Origin of the sequence: Desulfovibrio sp. TomC, from assembly GCF_000801335.2 — a bacterium.
Taxonomy (GTDB): domain Bacteria; phylum Desulfobacterota; class Desulfovibrionia; order Desulfovibrionales; family Desulfovibrionaceae; genus Solidesulfovibrio.
This window is the reverse complement of record NZ_JSEH01000014.1, coordinates 25,271-46,765: the sequence shown is the minus strand read 5'-3', so window position 1 is coordinate 46,765 and position 21,495 is coordinate 25,271. Positions and strand designations below refer to the sequence as shown.

Annotated in this window: 17 protein-coding genes; 7 read left to right on the top strand and 10 right to left on the bottom strand. The window is 65.1% G+C overall.

Features of this window, described 5'->3' with window-relative positions; all coding sequences use genetic code 11:
- The first annotated feature begins 24 nt into the window (after window positions 1-24).
- Window positions 25-1,980, top strand: coding sequence for a SurA N-terminal domain-containing protein (locus NY78_RS14120; protein ID WP_043637260.1), 1,956 nt, complete (start codon window positions 25-27; stop codon window positions 1,978-1,980).
- 193 nt (window positions 1,981-2,173) lie between these two features.
- On the opposite strand, the gene NY78_RS14115 is transcribed toward NY78_RS14120, so the two are convergent.
- Window positions 2,174-4,288 carry a methyl-accepting chemotaxis protein gene (locus NY78_RS14115; protein ID WP_043637258.1) on the bottom strand — a complete coding sequence of 705 codons (2,115 nt, stop codon included), beginning with the start codon at window positions 4,286-4,288 and terminating at the stop codon, window positions 2,174-2,176.
- Window positions 4,289-4,975: 687 nt separating this feature from the next.
- Here NY78_RS14115 and NY78_RS14110 point away from each other — a divergent pair.
- Window positions 4,976-7,027: a cache domain-containing protein gene (locus tag NY78_RS14110; protein WP_043637256.1), complete on the top strand. Its 2,052-nt coding sequence runs from the start codon at window positions 4,976-4,978 to the stop codon at window positions 7,025-7,027.
- A 94-nt stretch (window positions 7,028-7,121) separates the two neighbouring features.
- On the opposite strand, the gene NY78_RS14105 is transcribed toward NY78_RS14110, so the two are convergent.
- The 4 genes from NY78_RS14105 to NY78_RS25770 form a co-directional block, all read right to left on the bottom strand.
- Complete coding sequence (locus NY78_RS14105) at window positions 7,122-7,592, bottom strand: metallophosphoesterase family protein (RefSeq protein ID WP_043637253.1); 471 nt, start codon at window positions 7,590-7,592, stop codon at window positions 7,122-7,124.
- 3 nt (window positions 7,593-7,595) lie between these two features.
- Entirely contained in the window at window positions 7,596-8,231 is a 636-nt protein-coding gene (locus NY78_RS14100) for an HD domain-containing protein (RefSeq protein WP_043637251.1), read from the bottom strand.
- A gap of 134 nt (window positions 8,232-8,365) precedes the next feature.
- Window positions 8,366-9,568: a bifunctional glutamate N-acetyltransferase/amino-acid acetyltransferase ArgJ gene (gene argJ, locus NY78_RS14095; RefSeq protein ID WP_043637248.1), complete on the bottom strand. Its 1,203-nt coding sequence runs from the start codon at window positions 9,566-9,568 to the stop codon at window positions 8,366-8,368.
- Between the two features lie 48 nt (window positions 9,569-9,616).
- Window positions 9,617-10,093, bottom strand: coding sequence for a hypothetical protein (locus tag NY78_RS25770; RefSeq protein WP_043637245.1), 477 nt, complete (start codon window positions 10,091-10,093; stop codon window positions 9,617-9,619).
- On the opposite strand from NY78_RS25770, the gene NY78_RS23135 reads away from it, so the two are divergent.
- The 3 genes from NY78_RS23135 (at window position 10,092) to NY78_RS14075 (ending at window position 13,205) form a co-directional block, all read left to right on the top strand.
- Window positions 10,092-11,468, top strand: a complete 1,377-nt coding sequence (locus tag NY78_RS23135; RefSeq protein ID WP_053062219.1) for a tetratricopeptide repeat protein — start codon at window positions 10,092-10,094, stop codon at window positions 11,466-11,468. The two genes, NY78_RS25770 and NY78_RS23135, sit on opposite strands and share 2 nt — an antisense overlap.
- 188 nt (window positions 11,469-11,656) lie before the next feature.
- The gene (locus tag NY78_RS14080; protein WP_043637243.1) at window positions 11,657-11,965 is read left to right on the top strand and encodes a hypothetical protein; all 309 of its coding nucleotides are present in this window, start codon (window positions 11,657-11,659) and stop codon (window positions 11,963-11,965) included.
- A 541-nt stretch (window positions 11,966-12,506) separates the two neighbouring features.
- On the top strand, window positions 12,507-13,205 hold the full coding sequence (locus tag NY78_RS14075) for a hypothetical protein (RefSeq protein WP_043637240.1): 699 nt from the start codon (window positions 12,507-12,509) through the stop codon (window positions 13,203-13,205).
- Between the two features lie 58 nt (window positions 13,206-13,263).
- On the opposite strand, the gene NY78_RS14070 is transcribed toward NY78_RS14075, so the two are convergent.
- The 3 genes from NY78_RS14070 to NY78_RS14060 form a co-directional block, all read right to left on the bottom strand.
- Entirely contained in the window at window positions 13,264-13,509 is a 246-nt protein-coding gene (locus NY78_RS14070) for a hypothetical protein (protein WP_043637237.1), read from the bottom strand.
- On the bottom strand, window positions 13,506-14,873 hold the full coding sequence (locus NY78_RS14065) for an aldehyde dehydrogenase family protein (protein WP_043637234.1): 1,368 nt from the start codon (window positions 14,871-14,873) through the stop codon (window positions 13,506-13,508). The genes NY78_RS14070 and NY78_RS14065 overlap by 4 nt, the downstream gene beginning before the upstream one ends.
- A gap of 125 nt (window positions 14,874-14,998) precedes the next feature.
- On the bottom strand, window positions 14,999-15,745 hold the full coding sequence (locus tag NY78_RS14060) for a sulfite exporter TauE/SafE family protein (protein ID WP_043637232.1): 747 nt from the start codon (window positions 15,743-15,745) through the stop codon (window positions 14,999-15,001).
- Window positions 15,746-15,867: 122 nt separating this feature from the next.
- On the opposite strand from NY78_RS14060, the gene NY78_RS14055 reads away from it, so the two are divergent.
- On the top strand, window positions 15,868-16,803 hold the full coding sequence (locus tag NY78_RS14055) for a LysR family transcriptional regulator (protein WP_047960196.1): 936 nt from the start codon (window positions 15,868-15,870) through the stop codon (window positions 16,801-16,803).
- A 575-nt stretch (window positions 16,804-17,378) separates the two neighbouring features.
- Entirely contained in the window at window positions 17,379-19,412 is a 2,034-nt protein-coding gene (locus tag NY78_RS14045) for a methyl-accepting chemotaxis protein (RefSeq protein ID WP_043637227.1), read from the top strand.
- Window positions 19,413-19,537: 125 nt separating this feature from the next.
- Here NY78_RS14045 and NY78_RS14040 read toward each other — a convergent pair whose 3' ends face one another.
- Window positions 19,538-20,644: an AbrB family transcriptional regulator gene (locus tag NY78_RS14040; protein ID WP_043637224.1), complete on the bottom strand. Its 1,107-nt coding sequence runs from the start codon at window positions 20,642-20,644 to the stop codon at window positions 19,538-19,540.
- Window positions 20,645-20,879: 235 nt separating this feature from the next.
- A complete protein-coding gene (lepB, locus tag NY78_RS14035) occupies window positions 20,880-21,479 on the bottom strand; it encodes a signal peptidase I (protein WP_043637221.1) in 600 nt (199 codons plus the stop codon).
- Window positions 21,480-21,495: the final 16 nt, after the last annotated feature.

The following is a 21,495-nucleotide window of genomic DNA, read 5'->3' as shown; positions in this document are numbered from 1 at the left end:
GGCGCACCGCGCCGAGGAGAACCCATGCTTGATCCTATGCGGAGATACGCCCAATCCTGGGGTATCAAGATCGTTTTCGGTCTGATCATTATTGTCTTCATCTTTTGGGGCGTTGGCAGCACGAAAGGCGACAAGGCCACCGTGCTGGCCACGGTGGACGAACAGCCCATCCTGATCAAGGACTATGAAAAGTCCTATCAGGAAAATATGCGGCTGGTGAAAAACAAGAACCCCAACGTCACGGACAAGGAACTGCAGGAAGGCGGTTTCCGCTGGCAGGTCTTCAGCAACATGGTGACCACCAAGCTGCTGGAAGCCCAGGCGCAAAAGCTCGGCATCACCATTCCTACCGAGGAATTGCGGGCCGAGATCGCCAAAATTCCGGCTTTCCAGAACGAGTCCAAGCAGTTCGATCCCAAGCGCTACGAGAATCTGCTCAAGGCCAACGACATTGCTCCCGGGGAGTTCGAAGCCGACTTCCGGCAGCAGCTGCTGCTGGAAAAGCTGGCCGCCATGGTCGGGCTGCCGGCCACCGTGGCCGAGTCCGAAGCCCGCGCCATCTTCGATTTCATGCGCGAGCAGGCCGTCATCCACTACATTCCCTTCAGCGCGGCGGATTTCGCCAAGAGCGTGACCATCTCCGACGAGCAGATCAAGACCTATTACGATGCCCGCAAGGATGAATTCGCCACGCCGGCCCAGGTCAAGATCGACTACGTGGAATTCACCCCCAAAGGCATGGCCAAGCCCGCCGAAGTCACCGACGCCGACATCGAGGCCTCTTACAAGGCCAACCCCAAGAAATACGAGCGCCCCGAACAGGTGCGCGTGCGCCACATCCTCATGATCCTGCCGGCGGATGCGCCCAAGGAAGTCGTGGACGCGGCCGAGGCCCGCCTGAAGGCCATGGCCGACAAGGTGCGCCAGGGCGCGGACTTTGCCACGCTTATTCCCAAGGACCCCAACAACGCCGACGGCATCATCGGCGAGGACTGGGCCTGGTTGCCCAAGGGCAGCCTGCCCAAGGAATTCGGGCCGTTCGAAGCGAAGGCTTTTTCGCTCAAGAAGGACGAGGTCAGCGATCCCGTGCGCACGAGCCTTGGCCTGCACCTCATCCAGGGCGGCGAGAAGCAGGCTGGCGGCCAGCGCAGCCTGGCCGAGGTCAAGGACGACATCCGGGCCGAACTGGCCGAACAGCGCGCCGCCGACAAACTGACCAAGGCCCTGGACGCGGTTCAGGAGAAGCTTGCCTCCGGAGAATCCCTGGAAGCCGCCGTGGCCGATGAGAAGGTTGCCATCAAGAGCTCGGCGTTTTTTGCCAAAGAGACGCCTCCGGCCGAACTGGGCCTGTCCGAACCGGCCGTGACCGCCATCTTTGCCCTCAAAAAGGGCCAGACCGCCGACGCCCCCCTGTCCACCCAGGACGGTTTCCTGCTGGTGCGGGCAGCAGACGTCAAGGAAGCCGGCACCGAGCCGCTTGAGGCCGTCAAGGACGTCATCAAGGCCCGCCTGACCGATGACGAGGCCCTGAAGCTGGCCAAGGCCAAGGCCGACGAAGCAGCCAAGGGCATGGAGACCGAGGACGGCCAGAAAAAGATCCTGGCCCAGTACAAGGACAAGATTACGCTCTCGGCCCCGTTTACCCGCCAGGGATTCATCCCGGCCCTGGGCATGGCCCCGGTGCTGGTCCAGACGACCTTTGAGGCCAAGGAGCCGGGCTGGTTCAAGGCGGCCTACGGCGTGTCCGGCGCTTACGTCCTGGCCGGCCTGGACAAGCGCATCCCGGCCGAAGCGGCGCTTTGGGACAAGGAAAAGGAACGCTGGGTGGCCACGCTGACCCAGTCCAAGCAGACCGAACTCTTCCGGGCCTACCTGCAGACCCTGCAGCAGGGCGCCCAGGTGGTTGTCGTCAACGAAGACATCCTGGGACCGCGGCCCAAGGGTGCAGGCGGCCTGCCCGGAGACGCCGGCGGCAAATAGCCGCCTCTCTCCCCCTTCAAAGAATACGGGCGCAGCCGATTGGCTGCGCCCGTTTTTGTGGCTTCCTTTCCCGCTGCCGGCCGGTCTGCCTTTTGGCCCAGGCGGCCGAAACGGCCCGGCCCCGGGCAGTCACGCAAAACGGCCCTGGCGCGTTGCCGCGCCAGGGCCGTTTATGAGGGCCGGGACCGGCTGGTCAGGCCGGCAGCTGCCGGCTGGCCGGGCGCTCCGATTCCAGGGCGCAGATGAGGTCCTTGAGGACCACCGCCTGTTCGGCCAGATCGGCCACGGCCCGGGCTGCTTCGCGCATGGCCCCCACCGTCTCCGAGGCGATGCCGTTGATTTCCTCGATATGGCGGTTGATTTCCTCGGTGGCCGAGGACTGCTCCTCGGCCGCCGTGGCAATGGCCCTGATCTGATCCGAAGACTGGGCAAACATGGCCAGTAGATTGGCCAGCCCATGGGCGGCCTGATCGGTGCGGGCCATGGACTGTTCGATGATCTGCTTGGCCCGGTCCATACCGGTGAGCGTGCCGCCCACGCTGCGCCGGATGCCGGCCACAGCCTCGCCCACTTCCTTGGTGGCGGTCATGGTCTTCTCGGCCAGTTTTCGCACTTCATCGGCCACCACGGCAAAGCCCCGGCCGGCATCCCCGGCCCGGGCGGCCTCGATGGCGGCATTTAAGGCCAGCAGATTGGTCTGGTCGGCAATGTCCTCGATGGTCTGGGCAATGGAACCGATGCCGTCGGCCTTGTAGCTCAGATCCGACACCGAGCCGTACACGTCCTCAAACTCCAGGCTGATGCCGTGGACATCGGCCTTGACCTGTTCCATCTGCCGGCCGCCGTCCTCGGCGGCCGCCTTGGACTGTTCGGCCAACCGGGCGGTTCCTTCGGCATTACGGGCAATTTCCAGTACCGAGGCGGTCATCTGCTCCACGGCCGTGGCCGTTTCGTTGATCCGTCCGGACTGGTGTTCAGCCCCCTGGGTGGATTCGCCGATCTGGGTCGAAAGTTCCGAAGAGGCTGTGGTGACGATGTCCACAACGCCGGTCAGGCGCTCGGCGGCGTGGAGCATCCCCTCGACCCGGGCCGCCTCGGCTCTGGTCGTGGCCGCCTCGGCCCGCTTGGCCGCCTCTTCGGCCTGGGCGGCCTTGTGCTCGGCCTCGGCGCTCTTGGCCTCGATCTCCCCCACATGGGCCAGAAGCGTGGCCGAGGTCTGGTTGAGCGCCTCGTAGACCTGGCCCACCTCGTCGCGCCGGCGCACGGCCAACCGGGACTGGTAATTGCCGCTCCCGATCTCTTTGAGATGGTTGATCATGCGCCCGAGCGGACGGAACACGTCGGCATTGAGGAAAAAGGAAATGACGCCGCAAATGGCCGCCAGGATGGCGGCAAAGCCCAGGGCCGACTTCCACATGAGGCTTTGCATGGGGCCGACGAGTTCGTCGTATTCGACAAAGGTCAGAAACTTCCAGCCAAGCCCCGTGGCCGTCGAGGTCAGGGCCAGAAAACGCCGGCCGTCCATTTCCACCAGTTTGGAGCCGTCGGGGCTGGCAAAGGCGGCCTCCAGCGCAGGCACGCCAAGGTCCCCAATCTTCTTGAAATTGTACTTGTCGTTTTTCGGATCGGAAATGACCACCCCGTCGCCCTGGACAAAGACCACATAGCCGGTTTTGGCTATGCGGATATCCTTGACGATTTTGGTCAGTACGCCAAGCGAGATGTCCACGCCGATGGCCCCCAGGGGGCGCCCCTTGTCCGTGACCACCTTGGTGACGCTGACCACGGCCTCGCCGGTGGTGGACATGTAGGCCTTGGAGATGATCGGCCGGTCAGGCGTCTGCATGGCTTCCTGATACCAGGGACGTTTTCTGGGGTCATAGCCGGCCGGCAGCTCTCCGGCCACGCTCGAAAGAAAGCCGCCGTCGCCCGAGCCGAAAAAGACCTCGACATAGGCGGGATGGGTGGCCTGGACCCGGCTGAAAAGGGCGGTGATCTCCTGGCCGAGCAGGTCGTCGGCCCGGGGGACGGATTTGGGTTTCTGGGTCGTGGCGACGTAGGACGTCAGTGTGGCGTCGACCTTGGGCAGCAACGGATCGGCGGCCAACTGGGCCACGTTCTGTTTGGCCTGATCCGTAAAGATGACCATGGCGTTTTCCAGCTGCCTGATCTCCTTCTGGATGGCCGCCACATGCAGAGACACTGTGTCGTCATAAATGGTGTTGAAGATGATCCCCAAAACAATAGTCGTCGGGATGGAGATAACCAGAATCAACTGAAGCATGATTCGCAATTTAATGGAGCGCATGAGACATCCTTTTCCCTGGCCGTTCTTACTCAAGACTGCTTTCCTGGACCACGTTGACGAGCCGGCCTGCGGCAGCCCGTTCCCCCATGGTTCACCGGACCTGAACGCAAAAAAAACGTCCCAGCCCCCCTGTCCGGTCTCGGTTGGGCTACAAGTCCGTGCCGGATTCTCAAAGAATCGGTGTCATGTCGGACCGGGATAGTCCCAATCCGCCGGGTATCCGATGCACGCGTTACAAGCGCCGACCGTTTATCCCCGTTGGGCCTGCTTCCGATATTGCCCGTAGTGACCGCCGTCAAGGCTTGTTACAGTCACGATTTGCCTTTCTGGCCGTGTCAAAAAAGGCAGATTCCCCACCGTTGACTTTTTTGTCAGGCAATGGTTTCTTGCCCGCGTCCTGGACATAAAACAATGTTTTTCCGGTTGTGGGAGTGACAATCGGCGTTTTTCTGTCCTGGTCCCTGCCTCGTGCGTTCCGCGCCACTGTCACGGATTGTTCACGGTACGGCTCTCATCGGCGTACCGACTGTTCGAAGTGGCCCTCTCCATGCGTATCGAGTTATTATATCAACTCAGGAACTCCGGACAGGACACTGTGATATCCGGACTTGGTCCTGACTCGCCGTCCATGGGACGGCTTCAGATTTTGCGGCGTCGATTTGTTGTGTGCCCCAGGGAGGCGTTTATATGGACAGGGAACTCGTCAGACAACACAAGCAGACCTTGTTGCGGGCCATGGACTCGGTGGATGCGTGCCAAAGCGTGCTCGGCCGGCTCGACCGCCAGTGGACCAGGGCCACGCTGACCGGAAAGATCAATTGCAGCCGCATCGCCCAGACGCTTATTGACTTCATCAGCAGCACCCAGGACAATTTTGCAACGCTCCAGCAAAACCTGCTCGATACCCTGATGGTGGAAAACACCCAGAAGGTCGTCCTCGAAATCACTGCCGTGGCCCAGGTGGCCATCGACATCCTCAAACGCAACCTGTTTGAGCGCACGGCCGACGTCGGGTTTCTGGCCACGGACGACGACATCGTCCAATTTCTCCTGGCCGGCGATTTTTCGCGCCAGGCCGTGGAACCCATCGAAGCGCGTCTGGCCGAGTATCGCAACAAGTACACGGTCTACTGGGAGATTGTGGTCCTTGATAGCGAGGGAAACGTGCGGGCCCACCTGGACCGGGACAATCCGCTGTCCCATTCGACCGATCCGCTGTTGGCCGAAGCCATGGCCTCCTCCCAGTACGTGGAAACCTACCGCCCAACCGATCTTGTCCCAGGCGGCGGCGACGTGTTGGCCTACTCCCAGGCCATCCGCCATCCGGCGACCAACCTGCCCATCGGCGTCCTGGCCCTGCTCTTTGATTTCAAAGGCGAGATGGCCGGCATTTTTGAGAGCCTGGGGCGCTCCTCCAACGATATCGTCATCATGATTCTCGACGCGGCCGGCCGGGCCATCGCCACCAGCGATCCGGCGCGCGCCCCGGGCGGGCGGGCCTACCCGCTGGCCCTTCGCGACGATTTCCATATGGCCCAGCTTTGCGGCGAAGCCTATCTGGCCAAGACGCTCGCCACCAAGGGTTATCAGGGATTTATCGGCCTGCCCTGGTACGGGCATGTGCAAAAACGGGTGGCCACGGCCTTTGCCAACGGCACAAACGGCCATCATTTCGACGAGAAGGCCATCCGCCGCAACGCCATCTTCTCAGCCCGGCTGCTCCAGGTGGAGGAGGCCTCCGAGAACGTCTTGTCCGACCTGGAACTGGTGGTGCAAAACGGCGAGATCATGGCCGCCAAGAAGTCGGTCCAGTCCGACGCCTCGGAGCGGGTGGAAGCCCAAGCCCTGCCCCATGTCCTGGGCGAGGTCAAAAAGATCGGCGACCAGGTGCAGCACGTGTTCCAGGAGTCCACCGGCGGCTTGCTCAAGCTCGTCACCGCCTCGCGCCTGCACGACGTCCAGTTCCTGGCCGCCCTGGCCATCGACATCATGGACAGAAATCTCTACGAGCGGGCCAACGACTGCCGCTGGTGGGCCTTGACCTCGGATTTCCGCCGTTTTCTGGACAAGCCGAGCCTGTCAGGGGCCGACCGCAGCCGGATGCGCGAAATTCTGGCCTATATCAACAGCCTCTACACCGTGTACACCAACCTCTTTGTCTATGACCGCGAAGGCCGTATCCTGGCCTGCTCCAACCCCGACGAGCACCGCCAGGAAGGCCGCATCATACGCGAACGGTACGTCAGCGAGACCCTGTCCATCTCCGATTCCCAGCGCTACCGGGTCTCGGATTTCGTGCCCTCCGACCTCTACGAGGCCGCAGGCGCACCCCGCCCCACCTACATCTACAATGCGCCGATCACGGCCATCGAACGCCCGGATACGACGCTTGGCGGGGTAGGCATTGTGTTTGATGCCGAGCCGCAGTTCCTGTCGATGTTAAACGACTGCCTGCCCCGGGATGGCCAGGGCGGCATCCTGGCCGGCTCGGAAGGGATGTTCGTGGAACCGGACGGGCGCATCGTGGCCTCGACCAATCCCGAGCACGCCCCGGGCGACGTGATCGATCTGGCCGGCGTCTTCTGCCAGCTGGCCTGCGGCCAGATCACCTCGCATCTGGTGGCCGAGGGCGACGCCCTCTACGCCGTCGGCTGCGCCCACTCCGCCGGCTACCGGGAGTTCAAGCGGGGCGACGGGTACGTGAATGATTTGCTGGGCGTGGTGAAGGTGCGGATTTAGGCTGGAGTTGACGGCGAAGAAAGGGAAAAGACGCCTCCGACGGCCAAAGGGCAGTGTCCTTTGGAAACCCGCCGGGGGGAAGGGGCGGGCCAGATCAGACCGAAACGAACTCCACCCGGACGCCGGCATCGGTGAAATCCACCAGGGCCAGGCTGCCGCCGGGCTGAAGCGCGCCGGGGTTGATCAGCCGGGTGGCGCCGTAGAGGGTGTTTTCGGCGGTGTGGGAATGGCCGAAAAAGACCACGTCAAAGCGCCCGGCCAGGGCCTCGGCCAGACGCGCCGACAGGCCGGGACGCGGCCCCCAGCCGTGGACGGCGGCCACCCGGAAACCGGCGATGGTCCGCTCGGCCAGGGGTTCCAGCTCCGCGCCCAGATCGTAGCCGTCGCAGTTGCCGGCAACCGACACATGGCCGGGATGTTGGATGAGGTGGCTCCACACGGCAAAGCCGGTATGGTCGCCGCAGTGGAAGATGTAGTCGGCCGGGGCCAGATAACGGTCGTAGACGGCCGTAAAAAAGGCATTGGGCGTGCGCAGGTGGGAATCGGAGATAACGGCTGCGCGCATGGCTCAGTCCTTGGGGGCGACGCCGTTTTTGCGGTTCCACCACTGCTTGTCCGGGCCGTTGAACCACCACTCGGCGTGGTCGGTTTCAGCCAGGGTCCGGGCCAGTTCCCGGCCGGCGTCGGTGCGAAGCCGGGCCATGGCCGCCTCGATCCAGGCGTCGGCGTAGCGGTTGCCCAGATCGAGCTCTTCCTTCAAATTGGCGATCAGGTCGATCTGGTCGGCGTCCTGGGCCAGCCGGGCTTCCAGGGTATCGGCGTCTTCCAGCTCGTCATGGAGTCCCAGGACGTCGCCGGACAGCCCGGTGCCGGCCACGGCGTCGGCCAGGGCCCGGCGCGAGTCGGCCGTGTTGTAGAGCTTGTTGACGTAGTTGAAATCGCCGGTGCGGGCCTCGTGCAGGTCGTGAAACAGGCACAGGGCCATGGTGCGGTAGGGATCGGCTCCGGCCTGCCTGGCCAGGGTGAAGCCAATGAGCGCCGTGCGGAAACTGTGCTCGGCCACGTTTTCCGACCCGGTGCCCAGAAACTGGTAGCCGGTGCGCGGCGTCTTGCGCAGCATGCCGGCCTCAAAGACCAGATCGGCCAGCCGGGTCAGCCGGTCGCGGTCGCTCATGTCCACCTTGCCCAGATCGTCAGTCGTCATGCGTCCATCTCTCTCGGCCCCCGCCCGCTGCCGACCGAATTGTCAGCCAGCGCCGGGAACCCCATAAATACCTTTCCCACCAAGGGGGTCCGGGGGGGATTATCCCCCCCGGCCGCCGGAGGCCTCTCTTTCCCCTAACTACGGTAGTCGGCGTTGATCTTGATGTAGTCGTAGGTCAAATCCGAGGCCAGGAGCAGATAGCGCCCCGGTCCCCCGCCCAGTTCCACGTCGATGGGGATTTCGCCCCGGCGCATGTGGGGGGCTAAAAGCGCGTCGAGGTCGTCGGCCACCGGCATGCCGTTTTCAAAGACCGGCACGCCGCCGATGCGCACGGACACCTCGTCGGGATCAAACACGGCCCCGGACCGGCCCAGGGCGGCCACGATGCGGCCCCAGTTGGCGTCGCGTCCGAAAAAGGCCGTCTTGACCAGCGGCGAATTGCCGACCGCCCGGGCGGCCAGTTCGGCATCGCCATGAGAGGCCGCGCCCTGGACCTTGATGCGCAGCACCTTGGTGCCGCCCTCGGCGTCCTGGACCAGCATGGCGGCCAGGGTCTGGCAGACGTCCACCATGACGGCGAGCAGGGCCTGCCGGCCCTCGGCCGAGTCGATGACCACTTCGGATGCGCCGTTGGCCAGGGCCAGGACGCAGTCGTTGGTGGAGGTGTCGCCGTCCACGGTGATGCTGTTGAAGCTGCGGTCGGCGGCGGCGGCCACGGCCTCCTGCCACCACAGCGACCCGACCTGGGCGTCGCAGAGCAGCACCCCGATCATGGTGGCCATGTTGGGGGCGATCATGCCGGCTCCCTTGGCCATGCCAAGGACGTGCACTTCGCCGGAATCCGTGGTGAGCGTGCCCCAGGCGATCTTGGGAAAGCTGTCGGTGGTCATGATGGCCTTGGCCGCCTGCATCGGCGAGGTCTCGCCGAGATTGGCGGCCAGGGCCGGCACAATGCCCTTCCATTTGTCCATTTTAAGCCGCGCCCCGATGACGCCGGTGGAGGCGGGCAGGATTTCGCCGGGCGAGAGATCGGTGGCCTTGGCCACCAGGGACAGGGTCTCGCGGCAGTCGGCGATGCCGGCCGCGCCGGTGCAGGCATTGGCCTGTCCGGCATTGATGAGGATGGCCCGGGCATGGCCGCCGGTGGCGGCGATATGGTCCTTGGCCACGGTGACCGGGGCGGCCTGGAACAAATTTTTGGTAAAAACCCCGGCAGCGGCGGCCGGGCCGTCGCTGACGATCAGGGTCAGGTCATCGCGGCCGGCGGCGTATTTGAACCCGGCGGCGGCAGTGGCAAAGGAAAAGCCCTTGGGCACAGGAATGACGGGCGATTGCATGGCAGCTCCTTGTCTGAATGCGTCACAGCGGGCAACGGGCCGGGGCCGTTACGGCATGGCCCGGGCCGCAGGTCCGGTCGGTTTGCGCGGCGATGCGGCCAGTTCGTCCTGGGTCAGCACTCCGTCGTTATTGGCGTCATATCGGCGAAATTCGCGTTCCTGGAAATTTCGCCATTCCTCCAGGGTGATTCGGCCGTTGCGGTCGGCGTCAATGGCCTGAAAATCGAGGGCCGGGGCCGGCCTTGGCGCAGCGGGCGGGGCCGCAGCCGGGGCCGGAGGCGCTGTCTGCGCCGGCGCGACCGCCCGGGCCGGGGCTGCCAGGGGCCGCTCGGCCAACCCCGGGGCCGGGGCCGGTGTGGCGACCCGGGCCGGAGCCGGAGCAGCCGCCTCGGCCGGATAATCCGGCGACGGATACGACGTCTCCAGCGCCCGGGGCGGCCCGGACGGCCCGGTGGTGGTGCAGGCCGGGCCGGCCAGGGCGGCAATCAGGGCCGCAATGGCCGTTTTTTTAAGGACTCGCCGCATGGGCCTCACTCCTTGGCCGGCCCAGGCCGGCCGGCGCATCCCCGGGCAATGGACGGGGAAACGCGGGGTTTTTCTGTACACCAAACGCCCGCGCCCGGCCATACCCGGTCTTGACAGGCCCCCGCCCCTTTGCCAAGCCCCGGACATGCATCTTCCCCGTCTCCTGCTGTTGTGTCTGGTCCTGACCGCCATCCCGGCCCCGCTTGGAGCCGCCTCCGCCAATGACCGGCTCTTTATCGGCGCCGAGGCCCTGCTTCGCGGCCGCTATGAACTGGCCAGCCAGACTTTTGCCGAGGCGTTGGCCGCCGATCCGGAGAACCCCTATGCCCGCACCCGTCTGGGCCTGGCCCTGGCCGGTTCCGGACAGAGCGACCGGGCCAGGGCGGAGCTGGAAAAAGCCCTTGCCGCCCGGGCCGACGACCTGTTTGCCCTGTGGACCCTTGGCTGCCTGGATCTGCTGGCCGGCCATCCGGCCGCTGCGGCCGGGCGGTTTGCAGCCATGGACAAGGCCGATCCAGGCAACCGGCGAAGCGTGCTTGGCCTGAGCCTTGCCGCCTTGCAGGACGGACACACGGCCGAAGGGATCAAGCTCCTGGCCAAGGTCCAGCAAACCGAATCCGACGACGCGCTGCTTCGCTTTCTCACCGGCTATGCCTACTGGTCCCTGGATGCGCCGGCCAACGCCCGGCTGGAGCTGGAGGCCACCTTGGAGCTGGAACCGCGCAACACCGCGGCCCTGGAACTGCTGGGTCTGGTCTATCGCCGGCAGGGCAAGGCCAATCTGGCGGCCAGCGCCTGGGGCCAGGCCCTGGCCATCGACCCCAAATCCCCCGGAGCCCGGTTTTTCCTGTCGCGTCTGGCCGAGGACGAAGGGCTGGCCGCCACCCTGGCCGATCGGCCGGCCGAGGCCAAACGGGCCTATGAACGCGCCCTGGCGGCTGATCCGGGCAATGCGGCCGCAGCCAAGGCCCTGGGATTGGGCGTTCCCCAGCCCATGGCCCCGCCGGCGGCCGCCGCCGGGCTGCCGCACCGCCCGGAGGTCCCGACCGACGGGCAACACCCCTCTCGCGCCACCGGGACGGACACAAAGCGGTCGCCGGGGATGCCGGGCGAGGGGGAGCGTACCGAAAAAAAGAAATCCAGAGCCCCGGCCAAGCCGGACGTGGTGATTGTTGCGCCCTCCGATGCGCCGACGCCTTTCGAGCCGGCCAGCCCGCGGCCGGTCGCCCCGCCGCCGGCCCCGGCCAACGCCAAACCTGCCCGGCCCACGGCGTCGCCTTCGGTCCAGGCCCCGGCGCAATCCACTGTATCGTCTCCGGCCAAACCACCGACACAGCCAGCGTCGCCCCCGGGCGTCGCCGCTCCGGCCCCCTAGCCCCTGCCCGGTCCGCGAAAACCTTCCTGGGCCGAGACAGGACAAAACCCGGGGACGATTTTTCCGCACCATTGGCGCTGCAATCTGGAAAAAGGCCCACCCGGTCCCAAGGGCGGCCGGTTGACGGGTGTGCTCGATTGCGCCAAGCTGCCGGCGTATTGCCAGGATGCTCCCGAAGGAGATTTCGCATGATCCGACTTGTTACGACCCTGCTTTTCGTCCTCCTGCTGGCTGCCCCAGCCTCGGCCCAGTCCTTTGGCCCGAAAACGTATCCCGACTGCACCATGCTTTTCGCCAAGAAGGCCGCCTCCCGCGACGGCAAAATGCTCATGCGCCGGGCCTGCAAATGCCGCTTCCAGGACCCAACCGACCCGGAGTGCAAGGACTATTCGCAAAAGGCCCTGGACTGCATCATCAAAAACGCCATGCCGGTGGAGCACGACGAGGAAGTCTGGGGCGTGGAACGCGCCTGTCGCACCAAGCATCCGGTCCCCTAAGTCCACGACCGGCCCGCTCCCACAAGGCATAAAAAAACGCCGCCCCGGATCGGGACGGCGTTTTTGTTTTCTGCCGCTGCATGGAAACGGCGTCTTCACAAAAGAGAAAGCGGCTTCAGGTCGCCAACCCCAAGCCGCTTTCCGAAATGTCCTTTTCGGAGGAAGGATGTTTCTCTACTAGCAATGGCCGTGCCAAAACCAATTCAAACAATTTTTATCATATTATTTCAGAATATTGAAACAAATGGACATGTTTCAGACTGCACCAGACCCGGTTTTTCACCCCCAAAACAGTACAAAAGCCTTTACCCTTCCCGGCCAATCCAGACGCCAGGGGCAGTATTTTGTACTCCCTTGAAATTGCTTTATAATATCACATTATTCCAACATGTTACGAAGCTGACGCGCGAATGACGCCGCCGGATGGGATGGCTCAATCGACCCAGGCAAGCCGTCCCCGGACAAGGCCGGTACAAATCCTTGTCCCCACCTGCCCTGCCGTAAGCCAACACCAAAAATGCTGCAATAAAAGGATGTTGTCGTGAAACCGCTGGCCAGGGCCGGGCGACATGGAAACGTGGACGCGACTGACGAGCGGGAACCAAGCGAGGATGCCATGGAATGCAGCCTGACCGTCGAGGGCCTTCCCTCGACCCGATTCTTCCTGTCGAGGACCACCCCGAAAGCCGGGACAGGCCGCGCCGTACCCTGCCGGCGAGGCCACCCCTGCCCGACGGCCCGGCTGGCTGGCGGCTGTCTGCTGCCGGAGGCCATCAAACCCGTGCTGGCAGCCTTTTCCCCGGTTCTCTCCCATGCGCGGGTATGCCTGACCCTGCGCCGGGGAGGTGAGCTGGCGGAAGTTCAGGAAACCGGCCAGTGGGCGGCGTTTCGGCTGCTCATCGCGGCCATGCGCGACTCGGGCTGCCCGTTTTTCGGGAGCAGCCTGCCGGCCGGGGCCGGCCTGCCCCCCAAGGACGACGGGGCCGCAACATTTCGGCGCATGGTGCGGGCACTGACCTTGCCCTGGCGGGGAGCGGGAGGCTCGGAGCAACTGGCCCGGCTGGCCCTGGCCCGATGCGGCCGGGACATCGAATCCCGCCTGCACCCGATCCTGTGCGCGGCCAGACAGCATTGCCGGCAGGATGCGGCCATAAACGCCGTCATCCTCATGTACAACTGCACCCGGCTGGCCGTGGAAGACGGCGGCGAGGCCAAAAGGCCGCAGCCGACTGCGGCCTGAGCTGCCGGTTTGCGACTTAAGCGTTACGACAAGCGCGTCGTGGACCTTCGGCCGCAGCCTACTGCGGCATGAGCAGTCGGTTGCGGCGGCGGCGGGCGATTTCCATTTCGGTTTCAAGCATCAGCTTTTGCTGCTTGGCCGCAAAAATTTCCTGGGCAAAGGTCACCCCGGCCTTGTGGTCCTCGGCGGCGAGCAGTTCCCGGGCCTTGGCTTCGACGGCGTCCCGTTGCTCGGTCAGGGCCGCCAACTCGGCCGCCAGTTCGGCCGCCTGCCGCTCGATAGCGGCGTCATCCTGTTCGGTCATGGTTCCTCCACCACAAGGGTCTTGATGTTGGCAAATTCCAGCAGTCCGTGGCGGGACAGCTCCCGGCCATAGCCCGAGCGCTTGACCCCGCCAAAGGGCAGCCGGAAATCGGACCGGGGCACGGCATTGACCGTGGCCATGCCGACCTCCAGCCGCCGGGCCAGGGCCAAGCCCCGGGCCGTATCGGCGGTCCAGACGCTGCCGCCAAGCCCGTAGGGCGAGGCATTGGCCAGGGCCAGGGCGTCTTCGGCGTCCGTGGCCGCAACCAGGGCCGCCACCGGACCAAAAAGCTCTTCGTCAAAAGCCGGCATCCCGGGCCGCACATCGGCAAGCAACGTCGGCGCATAAAAAAAGCCCGGCCGGTCCAGGCGATGGCCGCCGGCCACAAGCCGCGCCCCGGCCGCCACGGACTCCCGCACCTGCCGGTCCAGATTTTTCAAGAGATCAAGCCGGGCCAGGGGGCCAAGGGTGGCGGCCGGATCAAACGGGTCGCCCGGGGTGTGGGCGGTGAGCATGTCGGCCAGCCGCCGCCCAAAAGCCTCATAGAGCGGGCGCTCGACGATAAACCGTTTGGCCGCGATGCAGGCCTGGCCGCACACCCGCATCCGGGCGGTCTCGGCCGCCACGCAGCAGTCGTTTAGCACCGCGTCGGCCAGGACAATAAAGGCGTCGGAGCCGCCAAGCTCCATGACCGCCTTTTTGATGTTGGCTCCGGCCAGCGCGCCAATGGCCGCCCCGGCCCGCACCGAGCCGGTGAGCGTCACGCCGGCCACGGCCGGGTGGGCCACGGCCGCCGGCACCAGATCCTCAGGCAGACGCACCACCCGGACCAGATCGGCCGGAAACCCGGCCTCGGCAAAAAGCCCTTCCAGGGCCATGGCCGCGCCCATGACGTTGGGCGCTGGCTTGACGGCCACGGCATTGCCCACGGCCACCAGCGGCACGGCCGCCCGCATCACCTGCCAGTAGGGGAAATTCCAGGGCATGACGGCCAAGATGACGCCAAGCGGGGCATAGACCACCATGCGCCGGCCGGTTTCGCTCGGGCAGGGTTCATCGGCCAGCCAGCGCGGGGCCATCCGGGCGTAAAAACGGCAGGCCCGGGCGCAGCGGCGCACCTCGGCCTCGGCCTCGGGCAAAAGCTTGCCCATTTCCAGGGCGGCCAGCCGGGCCAGGGGGGCCACGCGCGCCTCGAACAGATCGGCCAGCCGCAAAAGGGCCTGACAGCGCGCATCGAGCGGCCAGGCGCTCCAGTCGGCCTTGGCGGCCAGGCCGGCGTCGAGAATACTCGCCAGCGCAGCGGCGTCATGGGCGGCATAGGTGGCGATGGGCTGGCCGGTGGCCGGATTGGTGCTGACGAACATGGGTATTTTGGGTGGGCGGCCGGTCGCGGCGCGGGACGGAGGTTCTCCGGGCTGGCGGCCGTGGGCGGATGCCAGAGCGGGTCTATAGCCGTTTTACCGGGCCAAGCCAAGACCGCGCGGAAACCCTAGCCGGCGACGATGCCGCGCACACCCTGAAAAAGCAGGCTCGCAGCCGTGCCCCCAAGGACAAAGAGCGCCACCCGGCGAAAGGCTGCCTCGCTGATGCGCCCGCAAAGTCCCACCCCGGCGGCAATGCCCAGGCCCAGGGCCGGCAGCGCCACCGCCGCCCGAATGAGCACCGGCCCGGTCACCAGCCCGGCCAAAAACTGGGAAGTGACCACGCCGCAGCCGGCCAGCAGGAAATAGGAGACCAGCGTGGCCCGCAGAGCGTTTCGGTCAAGGCCCAGCCGAGACATCCAGGCCACTATCGGCGGGCCGTTGATGCCGAGAGCCCCGCCGGTGCAGCCAGCTACAAACCCGGCCGCCACGCCCCAGCCGCGCCCGGCCGGCGCGGCGCAGCGCACCCCCCGGCATTCGTTGGCCACAAAGACGAAAATAGCCACAGCCAGCACGGTCTTGAGCCAATCCCCGGACACCGCCCGCAGGGCATACACGCCAAGCGGCATGCCCGGCAGCGAGGAGACGAGGAGCAGGGCCAGCGGCCCGAACTGAATATGGCCGCGAAGACGCGACACCATGACGCTGTTCACCGACAAGGACAGGAACAGGCACACCGGCACGGCCAGTTTCAGATCAAACACCTGGGCCAAAAGCGGCAGGGCCACCAGCGACGAACCGAACCCGGCCAGCCCCTGGGTGAAACCCGCGCAAAACGCCCCCAGACAAAGGACGCCGATGGTCAAAAGGTCCATGGGTACTCCCAAAGCCGCCCCAAGCCAGCTCCACATTTTGATTTCAAGAACATTGTTTGCAAGGCTAATCCGGGATACGGTGCGAGGCAAATGCAATAATTAACACCTGAGGTTCGAGAAATATGCACATGCTTGACCCCTGGCAGCTGCACACCTTCCTGACCGCTGCCGCCGCCGGATCGCTGCGCCAGGCTGCCCGGGAACTGGCCCTGTCGCCCTCGGCCGTGACCGCCCGGATCAAGGCCCTGGAACAGACCGTCGGCGTGGCCCTGTTTCACCGGACCGGCAACCGGGTGACCGTCACCGAACACGGCCGCCGGCTGTCCGGCTACGCCCGGCGGCTGCTGGACCTGGAAGCCGAGGCCCGCCAGAAGCTGGCTGGCGATGATGACGAGGCCACGTCGTTGTCCGTGCGCCTGTCCGAGAGCCTGGGGCTGGCCGTACTCCCGGTGCTGTTGCCTCGTTTTCGCCGCCGCTTCCCCTGCCTGCGCCTGACCCTGGCCACACGCTCGGACCAGGGGCTGGTCCGTGACCTGCGCCAGGGCGTGGTGGACTGCGGCATCGTTCTTGGCCAGCCCTATGTGGCCGAGGGCGTGACGGCCACGGTGATTCACCGGGAGCGCCTTGTCGTCGTCGCCGCCCCGCACGACCCCCTGGCCGGTCGCGGCCGCGTCATCCCGGCCGATCTCCATGGCCGGGAGCTGCTTGTCACCCGCCATGTCTGGAGCGCCCGGGAGCGCGTCGAACAGGCCCTGCTGCGGGCCGGCGCGATTCCGGCGGCAGTGACGTCCTGCACCAGCCTGGAAATGCTCCTGCGCTGCGTGGTCGCCGGCCACGGTCTGGCCCTGGCCCCGGAGCTGGCCGTGGCCGACCGGGTCCGGGCCGGGCAACTCGCCAGCCTGGCTTGGGACGACGGGTCCCTGGATGCCGCAGTGACGGTCATGACCCTGACCGGCCGCCGGCCAAGCACTGCCCAGACCGTGTTTCTCCACCTGCTCCGACAGTCCCTCCAAAACGGCGGGTACGATCCGGAGCAAGTCGAACCGTCACAACCGTGACTTCAAGACCAGTTCTTCAGTGCATCCCCGCCCGCCTGGATTGCACAATGCGCGAAGCGGCTGCCTGGGCAAAGCGCCTGTCCATGCATCTCCCTCCAAACGTCTGGCCTGATCCTCACCCGGACGGCCAGGGAACCAACGTCCCGCTCCTCCTGCTGACTGTTTTCCGACAACGATGAATGCACCATCGCCTCATACACTGTTCCAGCATGTCGCCTCTTGGAAACTCCCTGGCCAATACGCAACGCCTTCCTGGATGAATTCGGCAATTCGGATAGCATTTCAAGAGGATAATCATTTCAATTTTTTGCCGTGCCAGATTCTTTTGGATGTTTTTTCAATTATGGAGTACCCGAAATCACGTTTCGGTTGCTGCTCGTCCTTACGATTCTGGGAAACCCGGGATTTCCATGCACCCGCGGCTCAGGAGAGGCTTGGCCAGTACGGTTGTCTGCCTGTGGACGAAGGCTATTTTTTTTAACCGAAGACAACTGGTTTCCTTGCAATTTCTTTATTGACAAGGGAATGACCAGCAAAACAGGAGTACTGTCGCCGTGAGAAGCATACGATTAGCGATGGCCTGCGTAATCGGCATTGTCGTGTTATTGATTCAATCCGTTTTGATATATTTTGTGGCTTCATCAATATACAAATCGAGCATTGATACAACAAAGTACGATATGGGATTGATGGCCAGCACCCTTTCCAAGACGACGGCCGATTTTGGGGTGCAGCAAATGGAACGGATGCGCGGTATTTCCAAAATCCCAGCATTGCGGGAGTATTTACGCTCCGGGGAAAAGGAAGCCGTTGTAAACGACATCCTCCAGGCCATGTCGCTCGCTTCGGCCGATGTGAACTCGTTTTACGTGTTCGACGCCCAGGGCAAACAAGTCCTTCTGATGGTCCAGGGCAACCCGTCGAAACCCAACGATATTTCCAACCGCGAGTACATCAAGGACGCCCTGGCCGGGAAAGAGGGCTACAGCAACGTCCCCACGAAAAGCATCGCCACAGGGAAGTTGATCGTCAGCGTCACGGCCCCGATCTTGGACGCTTCCGGCAAAGTGCTGGGCGGCGTCGGCATGTCCTACGCCCTGGATCGACTGCTGGCCGACTACGTTGAGACGATCCGTCTGGGCAAGTCGGGACATCCCTTCATTCTCTCCCCCAAAGGCGTCGTGGTCGGCCATCCCGACCGGGCGTTGCTGCTGCAGGACATCTCCGGGGACCCGGGCGTCGGGGCGATGCTCAAAACGCCAAACGGGGAAGGCGTCCTCAAGCGCGGCGACAAAGAGGAAATGATCACCTGGACCCGCGTCCCCGGCTGGGACTGGATCCTGGCCTTTGCCATGAATACGAGCGAGATCGAATCCGAGGCCCAGCAGGATCGCAATTTCATGATCCTGCTGGGCTCCTTCGCCGTCCTGGCCCTGATCGGCGCATGCCTTCTGGCGCAGGAAAAAATTGTGGTCACTCCGCTCAAACGGCTTGAGGAGTTCGCTTCGGACGTGGCCGGCGGCAACCTGGACAAGGCCTTGGACCTGCATCTGGGCAATGAGATCGGGAAACTGGCCGACAGCCTGCGCAGCATGGTCACCACCCTCAAGGGCAAGATCGACGAAGCGGACGCGAAAACGCGGCTGGCCGAAGAGGCCTCGACGCGGGCGGCCCAAGCCGTCCAGGAAGCCGAGGAGGCCCGCAGGGAAGCCGAAAAGGCCCGGACCGAAGGCATGCTCCAGGCGGCAGGCGAGCTGGAAAGCGTGGTCGAGGTGGTCACCACCGCCTCGGAAGAACTCTCCGCCCAGATCGAACAATCCAGCCGCGGCTCCGAGGAGCAGTCGCGCCGGGTGAGCGAAACCGCCACAGCCATGGAAGAGATGAACGCCACCGTGCTCGAGGTTGCCAAGAACGCCTCGCAAGCGGCCGATACGGCCGACAAGGCCAAGCACAAAGCTGAGGAAGGCGCCCAGGTCGTCACCCAGGTGGTCGGAAGCATCGGCGAAGTCCAGTCCACAGCCCTTGAACTCAAAACGGACATGACCACGCTCGGCAAGCAGGCCGAAGGCATCGGCCAAATTCTCAATGTCATCTCCGACATCGCCGACCAGACGAATCTGCTCGCGCTCAATGCCGCCATCGAAGCCGCCCGGGCCGGAGACGCCGGGCGCGGCTTCGCCGTGGTGGCCGACGAGGTCCGCAAGCTGGCGGAAAAGACCATGACCGCCACCAAGGAAGTGGGCGAGGCCATCCGGGGGATTCAGGAGGGCGCGCGCAAAAACATCGGCAACGTCGAGAACGCCGTCCAGAAAATCGACGCCGCGACCGGTCTGGCCGGAAAATCCGGGGAGGCCCTTCAGGCCATCGTGTCCCTGGTCGATCTGACCACGGATCAGGTCCGCTCCATTGCCACGGCTTCCGAACAACAATCGTCAGCCAGCGAGGAGATCAACCGGAGCATTGAGGACGTCAGCCGCATTTCCGCCGAAACCTCCGACGCCATGCAGCAGTCCGCCCTGGCCGTGGGGGAACTGGCCCACCAGTCCCAGGTGCTCAAGGGGTTGATTGATCAGATGAAGGACGACGGAGGGCCGCCGGCTCTCCGGTAAGAGCGCTTGACGGCACGCCGCAGGGGCGGCCAGACCTCGCCCTTTTGCTCCCGGACAGGCCGGACGCCGCACCCGCGGCGTCCGGCCTGTTGCCGTGTCTGCCCCGTTGACGCCGGCTCTGTTCGCTACCTGTCGCGGCTGCGCGCGTCGGCCCGGGCGGCCAGAAAACGGGCCATGGCCGGGGCCAGGAGCACCACCAGGAAAAAGCGCATGGTCTGCATGGTCATGACGCAGGCGAAATCGACCCCGGGCGAGCTGGCGGCGATGACGGCCACCGAATCCATGCCCCCGGGGCTGGCCGCCAGATAGGCGGTCAGCCCGTCCATGCCGGTCAGCCGGGAAAGGAGCCAGGACAGGCCGCCGCAAAAGGCAATGAGCGCGGTGATCGCCGCCAAGATGGCCGGCAAAGCCCGGGCGGCGTAGACGGCCACCTGTCGGGTGAAGCCCAGGCCGACCCGCCAGCCGATGCCGGCGTAGGAGGCGGCCAGCAGCCATGGCGGCAGTTCGATCTCGGTCGCGCCGGCCAGGCGCAGGGCTGCGCCGACCAGCATGGGGACGAGCATGGCCCCGGCCGGAATCCGGGTGAAAAGACCAACCAGGCCGCCAAGGAGGATCAGGCCGGCGGCCGTGCCCCAGCCGGGAGTCGGCGGGGGAAACCAGACGGTGGCGGCGTGCAGCGGCAGGACAGCCCCCGCCGGCACGGCCAGACGGGCAACGAGGCTGGCGGCCAGGGCCACGCACAGCACCCGCAGATATTGCATGAAAGCGACCAGCCGGGCATCGGCCCCGCAGGCGTCGGCCATGACCACCATGGCCTCGGCCCCGCCGGGCGAGGCGCCCCAGATGCCGGTGGCGCCGGGCATGATGTCCAGGCGGTAGAGCAGCCACCCCATGGCGGCGCTGGCCCCAAGGCCGGCCAGGATGACCACGGCAAAGAGATGCCAGCTCGCGGCCAGGGTCGGCAGCACGGCCGGGCTGGCGGCCCGGGCGATGAGACAGCCGACCACGGCCTGGGCCAGGATGTAGGGCGTGCGGCCAAACTGGATGGAGCCGCCGCCCAGGGCCAGGGCAACGGCGGCGACAATGGGGCCAAGGAGCAGCGCTGCCGGCAGTCCCAGGGCGGACAGCCCGGCCGTGGCGGCCAGGGTCAGGACCAGCAGCAGGAGCCATTGGCCGGGGCGGCCCGGCCGGCGGCGGACAGGCGGCTTTGGTCGCTCAAGGACGGCGGCCATGGCCTACGACCGGCGCGGCCCCGAAATCCGCCAGGCAGGATTTCGGGGCCGCGTATGAGCCGAGATCGTTTGTATGGCCACGCACATCATGGGCATGGGGTCCCGCCTTCCGGCAACGCTGTCGACGCAGCGGGGCTTCCCCTGCCCCCTTCTCCCTGTGCAGGGGTCCGGGGGATCATCCCCCCGGCAGGGTCCGGGGCAAAGCCCCGGCTGCCGGAGGCGCTCTTCCTGCCTATCACCGCACCATGCGGCCGATGCGGCCAAAGCGGATGTCGCTTGGGCCGTCCCAGGACCAGTAGATGACCCAGGCCTTGCCGCGGATCTTGTCCCTGTCCACAAATCCCCAGAAGCGGGAGTCGTAGGATTCGTCGCGGTTGTCGCCCATGGCGAAATACTTGCCGGCCGGCACGGTGATGGGACCGAAGTTGTCCCGGCGCTGCTGCAGGCCCGGATCGGTATGCTTGATGTAGGGTTCGACGAGCTGTTCGCCGTTGCGGAAGAGGACCTTGTCCTTCATTTCCACCACGTCGCCGGGCACGCCGATGATGCGTTTGATGAAGTCCTTGCTGGTGTCCTCGGGAAACTCGAACACGATGACGTCGCCGCGCTGGGGGTCCTCAAGGGGCAGCACGAACTTGTCGGTGAACGGGATGTGCGTGCCGTAGAGGAATTTGTTGACGAGCAGGTGGTCGCCGATCAGCAGGGTGTCGAGCATGGACCCGGAAGGAATCTTGAAGGCCTGGACCACGAAGGTCCGGATGACAAAGGCCAGAACAAGGGCAACAGCCAGGGCTTCCAGATATTCCAAGAGCATTTTTTGCCATCTCGGATTCATCGTCGCAGTTCCTTAT

What these genes read in the sequence shown, in the direction of transcription:
- NY78_RS14120 (WP_043637260.1), top strand. Translation starts at nt 25, where the DNA reads ATGCTTGATCCTATGCGGAGATACGCCCAATCCTGGGGTATCAAGATC.
- NY78_RS14115 (WP_043637258.1), bottom strand. Translation starts at nt 4,288, where the DNA reads ATGCGCTCCATTAAATTGCGAATCATGCTTCAGTTGATTCTGGTTATC.
- NY78_RS14110 (WP_043637256.1), top strand. Translation starts at nt 4,976, where the DNA reads ATGGACAGGGAACTCGTCAGACAACACAAGCAGACCTTGTTGCGGGCC.
- NY78_RS14105 (WP_043637253.1), bottom strand. Translation starts at nt 7,592, where the DNA reads ATGCGCGCAGCCGTTATCTCCGATTCCCACCTGCGCACGCCCAATGCC.
- NY78_RS14100 (WP_043637251.1), bottom strand. Translation starts at nt 8,231, where the DNA reads ATGACGACTGACGATCTGGGCAAGGTGGACATGAGCGACCGCGACCGG.
- argJ (WP_043637248.1), bottom strand. Translation starts at nt 9,568, where the DNA reads ATGCAATCGCCCGTCATTCCTGTGCCCAAGGGCTTTTCCTTTGCCACT.
- NY78_RS23135 (WP_053062219.1), top strand. Translation starts at nt 10,092, where the DNA reads ATGGGCCTCACTCCTTGGCCGGCCCAGGCCGGCCGGCGCATCCCCGGG.
- NY78_RS25770 (WP_043637245.1), bottom strand. Translation starts at nt 10,093, where the DNA reads ATGCGGCGAGTCCTTAAAAAAACGGCCATTGCGGCCCTGATTGCCGCC.
- NY78_RS14080 (WP_043637243.1), top strand. Translation starts at nt 11,657, where the DNA reads ATGATCCGACTTGTTACGACCCTGCTTTTCGTCCTCCTGCTGGCTGCC.
- NY78_RS14070 (WP_043637237.1), bottom strand. Translation starts at nt 13,509, where the DNA reads ATGACCGAACAGGATGACGCCGCTATCGAGCGGCAGGCGGCCGAACTG.
- NY78_RS14065 (WP_043637234.1), bottom strand. Translation starts at nt 14,873, where the DNA reads ATGTTCGTCAGCACCAATCCGGCCACCGGCCAGCCCATCGCCACCTAT.
- NY78_RS14060 (WP_043637232.1), bottom strand. Translation starts at nt 15,745, where the DNA reads ATGGACCTTTTGACCATCGGCGTCCTTTGTCTGGGGGCGTTTTGCGCG.
- NY78_RS14055 (WP_047960196.1), top strand. Translation starts at nt 15,868, where the DNA reads ATGCACATGCTTGACCCCTGGCAGCTGCACACCTTCCTGACCGCTGCC.
- NY78_RS14045 (WP_043637227.1), top strand. Translation starts at nt 17,379, where the DNA reads ATGGCCTGCGTAATCGGCATTGTCGTGTTATTGATTCAATCCGTTTTG.
- NY78_RS14040 (WP_043637224.1), bottom strand. Translation starts at nt 20,644, where the DNA reads ATGGCCGCCGTCCTTGAGCGACCAAAGCCGCCTGTCCGCCGCCGGCCG.
- lepB (WP_043637221.1), bottom strand. Translation starts at nt 21,479, where the DNA reads ATGAATCCGAGATGGCAAAAAATGCTCTTGGAATATCTGGAAGCCCTG.